Raw genomic sequence first — 12,358 nt, forward strand, 5'->3', positions numbered from 1 at the left:
TTCTCCCTGTTATTCTTTTTGAAAAAGGCCCGGATCTTTTTGATCAGTCCCGGCTCTCGTGGCGATTCATACCCGCAATAAGGGCATTTCACCAGATGGCAGCCCCCTCCCGACGGACAGCCACTACAGGCATCTTTGGCCTGCTCGTCATCAAATTCGCGTTGGCAAAATGAACACTTCATTAGAAATGCATCCAGAGTAAGACGATATGGGTCAGATACCCGGTCGAAAAGGCGGTGACCAGCACCCCTGCCGAAATCCATAAGGTCACCTTGGTACCCCGCTCCTTCTGCATGACCAGGAACTGGGCGATGCAGGGCAGGAACAACGTCAGGGTAATAGCCGCCACGGTGAGCTGATGGGCGGTCATCAGGCCGGTTTTTTGCAGGTCGTAGAGCCCGGCCGCCCCGTAATCACGGCGGAAGAATCCGAACAGGAAGGCGACCGCTGACTCGTCCGGCAGCCCCAGCGCCCGGATAACGGGGATCAGGTTTTTGATCAGGAGTTGGAACAGGCCGGTAATCTGGCCGATCCAGATCAGGACGCTGGCGATGATGAACATCGGCAGGATTTCCCGGAAATACCAGACCATACGGGAGTAAGTTTTAATCAGGACATTGCCGAGGGTGGGCAGACGCAGGGGCGGGAGCTCCATGTAAAACATGGGCGGCTCGCCGGGTAACAGTTTGGCGGCCAGCCAGCCGGTCAGGAGCATGACCCCGGTGACGACCAAGGCCCAGATGGCCAGGGCGGCGCCCTGGCCGGAGAGTAACCCGATAATGACCCCTAATTGGGCGGAACAGGGAATGGCTAACGCCAGCAGAATGGTGCAGATGATGCGCTCCCGGGTTGTTTCCAGAGTCCGGGTGACCAGGGTGGCCATGGTGTCGCACCCGAAGCCGAGCACCATGGGGATGACCGCGCGGCCATTCAGGCCGATGCGTTTGAATCCCCGGTCAACCAGCAGGGCCAGGCGTGGCAGATAGCCGCTATCCTCAAGGGTGGCGAAGAAGAGGAAAAAGGCGCCGACGATCGGGAAGATGATGGCAATGGCATAACGTAGCCCAAGAGTCAGAACCCCGTATTCCCCGATCAGCAAGTCGCGCAGGGGCGCCCAGGGATGCAGGGCGTCCACCATGCGGATGATCCACGGAATGAGGTGGGTTTTAAAGACACTGTTTTCAAGAAAGTTCACGCAGGTGCCGGCGCCGAACTGGCCCACGAACTGGTAGAGGCCGAAGTAGAGGACGATGAAGACCAGCGGGTAGCCGGTGAGGGGCTGGGTGCAGATCCGGTTGATCAGGTTCCGTATCCGGGCGGGGGCCCGGACGGGAAGGCTCAGGCAGCCTTCCAGGAGTTGGCCCGTATGGGTGCGCAGGGAGAGCGTGACGTAATAATGCGGGGAGTGATTCAGCTTGGCTTTCGTGTTGGCCACGATGTCGAGAATGTTCGCGGCAGTTTTTTCGCCGACTTCCCTGACCAGCCGCTCCTGTTCCCGCAGGTCACTTTGCAACAGCAGGGTGGCCCGGGTCCGCGGCGAAATGGAACTGGCGGGGGACATGAGGGTGGCAATGGCGATAATGCCCTGCTCGATGATGGAGCCGCATTCGGTCCGGAGCATGGAGAGGGGCGGTGGCGTCTTGAGCCGGGCAATCAGTTTATTGATCCCTTCCCCGGTCAGTGACACGGTGGGGATGACGGGGATGCCCAGTCGCTCCGAAAGGGTGGCATGATCAATGGTGATGCCGAGGGCGCGCGCTTCGTCCATCATGTTCAGCGCGAGGACCACCGGCCGCCCGGTCTCAATCAGTTGCAGGGTGAGCCCGAGCATGCGGTCCAGGTTTTTGGCATCCACCACATGCACCACCACTTTGACCCGTGGGGAAAAGAGGATGTCGCTGGCCACCCGTTCCTCCTCGGTAATGGGGAGCAGGCTGTACGTGCCGGGGGTGTCGACAATTTCGCAGTCACGGCCCAATTCCTGGCAATGACCATGGGACACTTCAACGGTGGTGCCCGGATAATTGGATACGGTCACATATTGACCGGTCAGCCGGTTGAAGAGGGCACTTTTGCCGACATTCGGGTTTCCCACCAGCAGAATCAACGGCGCATCGGCTTTGGGTTCAACCCCGGACTCGCTGGCGTTCACCGCGCCGATCAGTTTTAAAAATGTAGTCTTGTTCATTGCGAAGGGTTCCGATATTACCAATGGAGTGAATGGCTTGCCAGTTTTTCTTGTGGGAGGGGCGCTATGCGCCGCGACAGACTCTGTTGGGTCCTGAGATGGCCAGTCGCGGCACGTAGTGCCCCTCCCACAAGAAGAAAACTGACCTGGGGCGGCATTTTTTTCTGGCGGGTTCAATTTCTTAAAGAATGAGGCGGTTTATGGAACTGGCGGCACGGACAACTTCGGATTATGAGTTTCTGGATGCGGGTGATGGATGCCGGCTAGAGCGATTCGGCTCCTATGTGTTCAACCGTCCCTCGCCGGTGGCGTTGTGGCATCCGGAACGGCCGGACCTGTGGAAACAGGCCGTTGGGGTCTATCATCGCAGCAACACCGGGGGTGGGGACTGGTCCTTTACCCGCCCGCCGCCCCCCCAGTGGCCGCTTAAATGGGATGATCTCACGTTTATGATCAAGCCGACCGGCTTCGGGCATATGGGGCTGTTTCCCGAGCATACCTGCCATTGGGATTGGGTGGCGGATCAGGTGAAGACCGGGCCGGCCCCCTGCCGGGTGCTGCATCTGTTTGCCTACACCGGGGCGATGACGCTTCAGGCCGCCCGGGCCGGGGCCGAGGTCTGCCATGTGGATGCGGTTCAGGATATCAATGATTGGGCGCGGCGGAATGCGGAGGCCAGCGGGCTCAAGGCCGCCCCGATCCGGTGGATCACCGATGATGTCACCAAATTTGTGGCAAGGGAAGGGCGTCGTGAACGGAAATATGACGCCATCATTTTCGATCCCCCTAGTTACGGAAAAGGCCCTGGCGGTGAGAAGTGGATCCTGGAAGAACACTTGATGCCGTTGCTGGATTCGCTGTTACCGCTGATGTCAGACCGGCCCCGGTTCGTGTTGTTTACCTGTCACACGCTCGGTTTTTCCCCGCCCCTGATGAAAAATCTGCTGGTGCCCTGGCTGGACCGGTTCGGGGGTAAGATCGAGGCCGGTACGATGGTCATGAAAAATGCCGCCTGCCGACGCGTTCTCCCCACCGGCTTTTTCGCCCGGTGGTCGGTGTAGTCATTACCCCACCGGCGGCATGAGCCAATTAAGATAGGCGTTCAGGATGGTGGGGCCCCACAGCATCCAGATCAGGGCGGCCGCCGCAATGTAGGGACCGAACGGGATGCGGCTTTGCATCTCTTTTTTGCCGGCAAGAATCATTGAAACCCCGAAGCCGGCTCCCAGGAAGGAGGAGGCCATCAGGGTGAAGACGACGGCCGGCCAGCCCAGAAACGCGCCAATGGCGCCCATGAGTTTGACATCGCCCATCCCCATGGCATCCTTGCGGAAAACCAGTTTGCCCAGCACGGCAATCGCCCATAACAGCCCGACCCCCAGCGAGCCCCCGAGCAGGGATGAGACAAAGCCGCCATACGCATCCGGCTGGCCTTGCAAGGCCGGCACCAGCGTGCTGAATCCCAGACCCAGCACGATCCCACCCAATGATACCCGGTCCGGGATGATCATGTGTTCCAGGTCCACAAAGGTACCCAGGGCCAGGCCGAAAACCGCCAACCAGAAGATGGGAATGATGGCAAAGTGACAGATGTGCGTCATGGCCAGAAACGGCGCCGGGTTGAGTTTGAGCCATACCATGACAAAGAGCACGGCAATCAGGGTTTCCACGATGACGTAGCGCGGCGAAATGGCACCCTGGCAATGCCGGCACCGGGCCCGCAGCACGCAGAAGCTGACGAGCGGGATGTTGTCGTACCAGCGGATGGCGTGATTGCAATGGGGACAGTGCGAGCCGGGGCTGATTACGGATTCTTCACGGGGGATCCGGTAGATACATACGTTAAGGAAGCTTCCCATGCAGGCGCCAAACCAGAATACAAGCCCCGTTAGGTAAAGATACAATCCCGGGCTCAATGAGGCAATGGCTTGGCAACTGGTCATAGGGCGGCTCTCCTGATCTTAATCGTAATCTTAATCCTAATCCTAATCCCTTTCACCCACCCGTTTTACACCCGCGGGTTGAACGCGGAAACTTTGGCGAGTTCCTCGAAGAGTTCTTTCTCCCTCGCGGACATATGTTTGGGGACCACGATCCGGATGATGGCCACGAGGTCTCCGGGCTCCACCCCCCGCTTTTGGGGCATTCCTTTGCCGCGAAGGCGGAGACGCTGGCCGGATTCGGTTCCCGGGGGAATAGTGATAAACGCCTGACCCTGCAAGGTGGGAATCGCGACTTTTGCGCCCAGGGCCGCCTCCCAGGGAGTCAACAGGCAATCAATCTCGAGATTATTCCCTTCAATCCTGAAGATGGGGTGCGGGGTAATGTGGATGGTCAAATAGAGGTCACCGGCGGTACCCCCGCCTGGCCCTGTTCCGCCTTGTCCGGCCAGCCGGATCCTGGCTCCTTCGCTGATGCCAGCGGGGATTTTGACCTGATAGGTTTTCGTCTGGGCATGGGTGCGAGCCCGTGGATCCTGATTGGAGGTTTGCAGGCTGATGCTTTTGGTACTGCCGTGGCACGCCTCCTCCAGCGTGATCGAGATCTCGGCTTCATGATCCTGCCCCTGGGAGGGGAATCCTTCGCCGCCACCCCACATGTTTTGAGGAGCGCCGCGAGAGGAGCGGCCACCCCGGTTCTGCCCGAACAGCATCTCGAAGAAATCACTGAACTCGCCCATGTCCTGGCCTTGGAAGCCGCGTCCGCCGCCTCCCGGGGTGCCGCCAAAGTCGAAGGGGCCACCGGTAGGGGGGCGGAACTCCTGGCCAGACTGCCAGTCTCGTCCCAACTGGTCATACCGGCCTCGTTTGGCGGGATCACTCAGCACTTCATAGGCTTCGCCAATTTCCTTGAAACGGGCTTCGGCACCAGCGCTTTTGTTCAGATCAGGATGATATTTGCGCGCCAACTTGCGGTAGGTTTTCTTGATCTCTTCCGCACTGGCCGTGCGCGGAATGCCCAGAATCTCATAATAGTCTTTGAATTTTACACTCATAGGGATCAATCCGATCAGGGGGTGGCGACGTTCTGTCGCTCCTCGCGTTTGACGGCATTCCAGTATTCATCCAACTCGGCCAAGGTGCAGTCGGTCATCTGTTTGCCTGCCGCATGGACATGGCCTTCCACCGCTTGAAACCGGCGCGAAAACTTGCGGACGGTCGCCGCGAGCAGTTCTTCCGCGTGTAACTTCTGGAAGCGGCTGAGGTTGACAACAGAGAAGAGCAGGTCCCCGATCTCCTCGGCAATATGTTCCTTATTACCCGAGCGCATGGCTTCCTTGGTCTCTTCCAGTTCCTCTTCCAGCTTGGCCATGACATCATGAATGGCGGACCAGTCGAAGCCCACCCGGGCGGCCCGGCTTTGAACCTGATGGGCTTTCATCAACGCGGGGAGGTGGTTGGGGACGCCGTCCACCACGGAACGTTTTCCGGTTTTCTTTTCCTTGTTCTTGATCTGCTCCCATTGGGTCAGCACATCCTTGGAACCGGTGACGGTGGTGTTGCCGAAGACATGCGGGTGGCGGCGGACCATTTTTTCGATCAGGCCGTTGCAGATATCGTCAAACCCGAACTCCCCCTTCTCCTGGCGGAGCTGAACCTGAAAGACGATCTGGAGCAGCATATCGCCCAGCTCATCCTTGTGCTTCGCCACATCGCCGGAATCAATGGCGTCAATCAACTCGTAACATTCCTCGATCAGGAACGGTTTGAGTGTTTCCAGATTCTGCTCGCGATCCCACGGACACCCTGTTTCAGGATCCCGCAGTTTGCGCATCACTTCAAGGAGTTGATCAATCGGCTTTGTGCTCATAAATTCGCTTACTGGTACGCATGGCGCAGAAATCGGGTCCACACATGGAACAATGATCGGCTTCACTCTCTTTGCAGACCCGGGTTTGTTCGTAACGTTTCCGGGCGTGTTCCGGATCCAGGGAGAGTTCGAACTGGCGTTTCCAGTCAAAGGCGAACCGGGCATCCGCCATGGCATCATCCACCACGCGGGCACCCGGCAATCCACGTGCCACATCGGCCGCATGGGCGGCGATGCGGTAGGCGATCACGCCCTGATGCACCTCTTCGCCGGTGGGCAGACCCAGATGCTCGGCGGGCGTCACATAGCAGAGCAGGCAGGCGCCATAATAGGCTGCGGACGTGGCCCCGATGGCGGAGGTGATATGGTCGTAGCCGGGTGCGATATCGGTGACGACCGGACCCAGTACGTAGAAGGGGGCCCCATCACAAATTTTCTGCTGGCGCTCCATATTGGCCTGGATCTGATTGAAGGGGACATGACCGGGTCCTTCCACCATGACTTGGACGCCATCCCGGCGGCACCAATTCACCAGCTCGGCCAGGGTATCGAGTTCGGCAAACTGGGCGTCATCACTAGCATCGGCCAGACAGCCCGGGCGCAGTCCATCGCCCAGGGAAACGGTGACGTCGTGTTTGCGGCAGATTTCGATGATCTCGTCCCAGTGGGTGAAAAGGGGGTTTTCCTTTTTGTGGACCAGCATCCACTCGGCCAGTAAAGATCCGCCGCGGCTGACAATGCCCAGTTTACGTTTCAGGGCGAGGGGGACATGGTGCCGGAGCAGGCCGGCATGGAGGGTCATGAAGTCGACGCCCTGTTCCGCCTGTTCCTTGATTACCTGGATCAGCACCTCGGCGGTGAGATCCATGGCTTTGCCATTCATCCGTGAAATGGCCTCATACATGGGCACGGTGCCCAGGGGAACCGGGCTGGCTTTGAGCATCCCCGCCCGGATGGCGGCCAGGTCATCGCCGACGCTCAGGTCCATGACGAAATCGGCTCCCGCCTTCAGGGCGATGTCCAGTTTACAGAGTTCTTCCCCTGATTCAGAGCGTTCAGTGGAGCGGCCCAGATTGGCGTTCACCTTGGTGCGGAAGACGCGGCCGGCAATGGCGGGCTTCGCCATGGGGTGGGCGGGATTGGCGGGCAAAACGGCCCGGCCTGACGCAATTTCATCTCGGACCAACGTGGCCGGAACGCCCTCAAAGCGGGCGACGGTTTCCATGACCCCGGTAATGATCCCTTTTCGTGCTGCAATTAACTGTGTCGTCATACGACTTCAGAGTCCTTTCTTGAATGAACTCAACACAGTATTGGTTTTGAGGGTGAGAGTCAATATGGGGGTGGGTTCGCCCTCATGGCAGACGCATCTAAATTCCTATTAGAATGAACGAATTCTTTGACAGAATGAACAAAATTTACTGAATATTTGAGATATTCGATGCCGTAAAGCCAACTTACCATTCTGATCATTTTGTATATTCTGTCAAAACTCTTGATTTTCTGGTGATTTAGATGCGTTTGCCCTGGGTTCGCCCTTTATATCTGGGTGCTGCAGGAATAATGGGCTTTATTGAAATGCATGGGGATTACGGTCTTATGGCCGTTCTTCTCGATCGTCACAAGATACTTGCCGTGAAAGCCGTTAAAGGTCGCGTACCCGTTCTGGTCGGTGGTCAGGGACTGCTCGGTATGCCACTTTTTATTGATCAGGTTTTCAACCACCAGAAAGGCCGGCTTGGGCGTCAAGTCCTTGCGGAAGAGGCCCGCCCCGAAAATATTCTCGTCCCAGCCCCATTGCAGCAGTTGCGAGGCGTAACCGTCCACCAGATTCCACCAGACGATGGAACGGTTTTGTTCGCCTGAAAACCAGATTTTGAACAGGTTCTCGGTCATTCTCGCCTGGATTTCCTCGCCCTTGCCCGGCTCGTTATAAGACGGGATCGAGATTTCGCTGATATGGATATCCTTGGCGAAGGTGGCGTAAAACGACTGGCAGGCAAGCAGGTTTTCCGCATTCAACGACGTGTTGAGCCGCTCGTGAAGCACTTCTTTCTTTGAGAAAAGATGGTACTGCATGCCGATGCCGTCCACCTTGCACCCGCTTAGCAGCAGATGTTGCAGGTAGAGATAAAAGCGGCTGGAATCACCTGTAAAGGCATCCCATGTACGCTCGGTATCCTCATTGGCGATGAGTTCACAATTCGGGAATAACTCCTGCGCCAGTTTGAAGTAATAAATATGACAGTCCTTCATGAAGCTGCGCCGGTCACGTGACAAAAACTCGTTGACCACATCCCAGACCGGAATTTTGTCGGCAAACCGATGGGCCAGTTCCTTGATCCGCAAGGTCAGTTGCGGGTCAAGGGATTCGGGGGTGCGGGGGAGCCATTCAGGAAGCCCTGAGCCGTCCCATACGAGGTTGTGTGCCTTGGGTTCGACCTCCACTTTTTTGCACCATTCGAGCATAAATTCAGGATTAGGGCGGCGGTGGATCGGGGGACTGTTTTTGTCAAAACGGTAGACGCCCCGTTGCGGCTCGTCATCTTTCCAATAAAACGGAAGCACGGCCTGATTGAAGGTGTTTTTAAACACCGCGTCATAAGTGGCGTTGCGTTCCGCGGTTTCAAAGCCGCCCGCCATAAAGGCATTGCTGCCGAATTTGAAATCATGACTCACCTGCTTGACGGTGAGCTTTGCCCCCGTAACCGGCGCGTTATTTGCTTCCCTCACCGACAGCCTGAAATCACCCATGCGGTATTTCTTAATGTTCCCGCTCACCACCGCTGAAAGCCCGTTTTTATCCAAATCCAACCGCTCAAGCCACTTGTCCATATCCATAAATTAAGCCTTTCATTGATGCATTGACCAGAAAGTATGGAGATAGAAGGGGACTGGGTCAAGTCGCTAGGGGAGACAGTTGCCATGGCAGACGCATCTAAAATACCACCCAAGCCGAAAGAATTTGAACAGAAGTCGCAAAGTTCGCAAAGATTTAATGTGGCGTTTGTTTTAATGCCACGGATACATGGCATCAAAACAAACGCCACGTTTTGCTTGAAGAACAGAAGACGTGTTGTCTCTTGTCACGGGTAGGTGCGGGATTTTTATGCGGAGTACCCGACGCATACAAATCCCGCACCATTTACACGGAATCAGTTCACCCCTTAGCCCGAGTTCGCCAGTTAGGTCTATTCTGAAAGAATATTTGCCCATTTCAAGCGCTTGCCGGATACCGGAACCTTAAAATCATTGGGGTTTCAGGGTGTCGGTGTCTGGTTTTTCTCCAAAAGGCAAATGTAGTCAAGACCACCCCCTTGAAAACGATACTGTGGCGCATTAAAATCAGGGCATGTTTTTAAAAAGGATCCCACGGAAAAAAGGCGATGAGGTCTACGACTACTGGGCTTTGACGAAGACCGTCCGAACCGCGAATGGTCCACGGCATCAGATCGTTTCCTATCTGGGGAAGCTCGATGCCGGAGATCAGGAATATTATCACTCGTGGGATGACATTGCCGCATTGCTGGACGGACGAAGGGGCGCTGTGCAGGGTGACTTGTTCGACAGACCGAAGCCTGTTCCCGAATGGAGGGAGATCAATGTCAGCGGGATAGAGGTAAAAAGGGTCAGGGAGTTTGGCCAGATCTGGGCGGCGCTGGCCGTCTGGCGGAGGCTCGGGCTGGACAGGCTGTTTGCAGGGCTGATGCCGGAAGGCCGCGAGGATATCCGATGGGACCTGATCGCCTGCGTCCTGACGGCGGCGAAGTTCTGCGAGCAGGACACGGAGAACGCGATCGCGGGCGAATGGCTGCCCCGCACGGCGTTATGCGATGTGCTGGGGCTCGACGAGGAAAAGGTGAACCTGACGCGGATGTACAGGGGGCTTGATGAGATACTTGCCCACAAGGACGCGGTCTGCGCCCACCTTCAGTCGCGATGGGGCGAATGGTTCGGAACGAAGCTCGACTTCATGCTGTACGACGTGACGAGTTCCTACTTCGAGGGGGCGTGCGAGTCCAATCCTCTGGCCCAGCGAGGCTATTCGCGCGACAACCGACCCGACTGCAAGCAGGTGTGTATCGGCCTGGTCGTGACGCCCGACGGGATGCCGGTCGGCTACGAGGTTTTCACGGGGAACCGTGCGGACATGACGACGATGCAGGATATCGTGAGCCTCATGGAGGAGAAATACGGGCACGCCAACCGCGTCTGGGTAACGGACCGGGGGATGTCCAGCGAAGAGAACATCACGTTCCTCGAAGGGCGGGGATCCTTCTATCTGATGGGCGCGTCCCGTAGCCTGCTGAAACGATACGAATCCGAGTTCCATGACAGTAGCGGCTGGCAGTCCATCCGTGAGGGCCTGAACGTCAAGCTTGTCAAGGGTTCCGGCAGCGAGAAATATGTCCTGTGCAAAAGTGCCGACCGGGCCAAGAAGGAGCAGTCGATGCTTCAGCGGCAACTGGATAAATTCAGAGCCTGCATCGAAAAGAAAAGCAGTCTCTTGGCCGCGAAGCCGTCCCCAAAGACGCAGTCGATCCAGCAGAGCGTCGGGCGGCTGCGCGAACGGTATCCTTCAGCGTCCAAACATTTTGAGTGTGAAGTGCTGTTAAACGAAAAGAGCGAGGCGTGCGGCATTGCCATGAACGAGAAGCCCGGGCAACTCGAATGGGCGAAGAAAACCCATGGCGCATACATCCTGCGTACCAACACGGATTGCGAAGACCCCGCCGAACTCTGGCGGTGGTACATCCAGCTCACGGAGGCCGAATCCGCATTCCGCGACCTCAAGAGCGACCTTGCCCTGCGCCCGATCTATCACCATCTGCAGCGCCGGGTCGAGGCGCACATCCTTGTATGCTTCCTCTCCCTGTGCCTGTGGCGGACGCTAGAGCATTGGATGGGGGTCAGCGGCCTTGGTGATGAAGCCAGGCAGTTCCTGGCTGAGATGCGGCAGATCCATTCCATGGATGTCCAACTGCCGACTAAGCAAGGGCAGACAATCAGACTCCGTGTCGTATCAAAGCCAGAAAAAAAGCTGGCCGTACTCCTGACGCGACTGAAATTGCGACTTCCGAATATGCCAATGAACCTGAAAATGTAGTCAAGACTTTTGAGATCGTTTTGTTGATTTCCAACGACTTATAACTTCAATACCCGCTCAACTGGCGAACTCGGGTTAGCGTTCTTTGCGACTTGAGCGCAGCCCTGAAGTTAAGCGCATGCGCATACTTCAGGGCGCAGCGGGTGTTCAAATTTCTTCGATTCCGTTGAAATTTAGATGCGGTTGCCCTGGTCAAGTCGCCTCCAAACAGGGTTTTCTTAGGTGTTTCTTTGACAGGCCGGACAGAGATGGGTGCCGCGTTGGCCAACTACTGTGCGGACAATGATGGCCTGGCATCGAGGGCAGGGCAGGCCGGTGCGGCGGAAGACCTTCAGGGCGTCGGCATTCCGACCCCGGCGACCGGCGACGCTGTAGAAATTGGTCTCGCCGGTGCCCAGGGTGGTGCCGCAGTTTTCAACGCCCCGCTGCAGCACGGTTCGAATGGCGTGATGAAGGCGCTTTATTTCGGCAGGGGTCAGGGAGTCGGCCCGACGTTCCGGATGGACCCTGGCCTGCCACAACGCCTCGTCCACATAGATATTGCCCAGCCCCGCCACACAATTCTGATCCAGCAGCAGGGGTTTGATCCTACGGGTTTTGCCCTCGAGTTGAGTCTGCAGGACCTGGACGGTAAAGGCGTCGTCAAGGGGTTCGGGGCCGAGATGAGTCAGACCCGAACCGGTGGCACGGGTCAGCCGGAACCGGCCGAATTTGCGGGTATCATTGAAGATCAACTGGTGTCCATTGGTCAGGGTAATCAGCACGTGATCATGCTTTCCCGGTTGAGTTTCGGCATGATCGGAATAGCGGAGTTTTCCGGTCATACGGAGATGGATGAGGAGTTGCAACCCATCATCGAGAGTGAGGATGATATATTTTCCGCGCCGTGAGAGGCGGGTAATGGTGCGCCCGCAGAGGGCCTTGGAAAAATGGGCAGGGGTCAGGCCCTCGATCGTCCGGGGCCAGCGGACCTCCACCGAGCGGATGACCGCCTGCTCCAGCCCATGGGCGCGTAAATCTCTCACAACCGTTTCTACTTCGGGAAGTTCGGGCATAATGTCACCTTTTATTGTCCATAATTTATAGGAAACCTGTTTTCGGCGCAATGGAGGGTTTTGACTGTTTTGAGCGTGGCCTGAGGGCTCCGCCAAATTCTGCGCGAAAACCATTGTGAATTACCACCATTACCATCACCCTGTCGGGGGATACCTTCAGTGGCGCCACCGGAAATGATTTTGTGGCGGGTAACAAGA

Annotated in this window: 9 protein-coding genes; 2 read left to right on the forward strand and 7 right to left on the reverse strand. The window is 57.0% G+C overall.

Annotated elements, in window-relative coordinates:
• Positions 1-181: 181 nt before the first annotated feature.
• Positions 182-2,188, reverse strand: coding sequence for a ferrous iron transport protein B (gene feoB, locus WCS52_10885; protein MEI6167690.1), 2,007 nt, complete (start codon positions 2,186-2,188; stop codon positions 182-184).
• A gap of 200 nt (positions 2,189-2,388) precedes the next feature.
• Between feoB and WCS52_10890 the strand changes: the two genes are divergently transcribed.
• Positions 2,389-3,249: a class I SAM-dependent methyltransferase gene (locus tag WCS52_10890; protein MEI6167691.1), complete on the forward strand. Its 861-nt coding sequence runs from the start codon at positions 2,389-2,391 to the stop codon at positions 3,247-3,249.
• Positions 3,250-3,252: 3 nt separating this feature from the next.
• On the opposite strand, the gene WCS52_10895 is transcribed toward WCS52_10890, so the two are convergent.
• From WCS52_10895 to WCS52_10915, 5 genes are all read right to left on the reverse strand, one after another.
• Positions 3,253-4,131: a prepilin peptidase gene (locus WCS52_10895; protein MEI6167692.1), complete on the reverse strand. Its 879-nt coding sequence runs from the start codon at positions 4,129-4,131 to the stop codon at positions 3,253-3,255.
• 65 nt (positions 4,132-4,196) lie between these two features.
• Positions 4,197-5,183, reverse strand: coding sequence for a DnaJ C-terminal domain-containing protein (locus WCS52_10900; GenBank protein ID MEI6167693.1), 987 nt, complete (start codon positions 5,181-5,183; stop codon positions 4,197-4,199).
• A 14-nt stretch (positions 5,184-5,197) separates the two neighbouring features.
• Positions 5,198-5,998, reverse strand: coding sequence for a nucleoside triphosphate pyrophosphohydrolase (gene mazG, locus WCS52_10905; protein ID MEI6167694.1), 801 nt, complete (start codon positions 5,996-5,998; stop codon positions 5,198-5,200).
• Positions 5,979-7,271 carry a phosphomethylpyrimidine synthase ThiC gene (gene thiC, locus WCS52_10910; protein MEI6167695.1) on the reverse strand — a complete coding sequence of 431 codons (1,293 nt, stop codon included), beginning with the start codon at positions 7,269-7,271 and terminating at the stop codon, positions 5,979-5,981. The genes mazG and thiC overlap by 20 nt, the downstream gene beginning before the upstream one ends.
• Positions 7,272-7,537: 266 nt before the next feature.
• Positions 7,538-8,839, reverse strand: a complete 1,302-nt coding sequence (locus tag WCS52_10915; GenBank protein MEI6167696.1) for an endo-1,4-beta-xylanase — start codon at positions 8,837-8,839, stop codon at positions 7,538-7,540.
• A gap of 511 nt (positions 8,840-9,350) precedes the next feature.
• Here WCS52_10915 and WCS52_10920 point away from each other — a divergent pair.
• Positions 9,351-11,105, forward strand: coding sequence for an IS1634 family transposase (locus WCS52_10920; protein MEI6167697.1), 1,755 nt, complete (start codon positions 9,351-9,353; stop codon positions 11,103-11,105).
• Between the two features lie 218 nt (positions 11,106-11,323).
• Here the strand turns inward: WCS52_10920 and mutM are convergent, their stop codons facing one another.
• Positions 11,324-12,160, reverse strand: a complete 837-nt coding sequence (gene mutM, locus WCS52_10925) for a DNA-formamidopyrimidine glycosylase (GenBank protein MEI6167698.1) — start codon at positions 12,158-12,160, stop codon at positions 11,324-11,326.
• Between the last annotated feature and the right edge of the window lie 198 nt (positions 12,161-12,358).

It is taken from the genome of bacterium (assembly GCA_037128595.1).
In the GTDB taxonomy this organism is placed as follows: Bacteria; Verrucomicrobiota; Kiritimatiellia; order CAIKKV01; family CAITUY01; genus JAABPW01.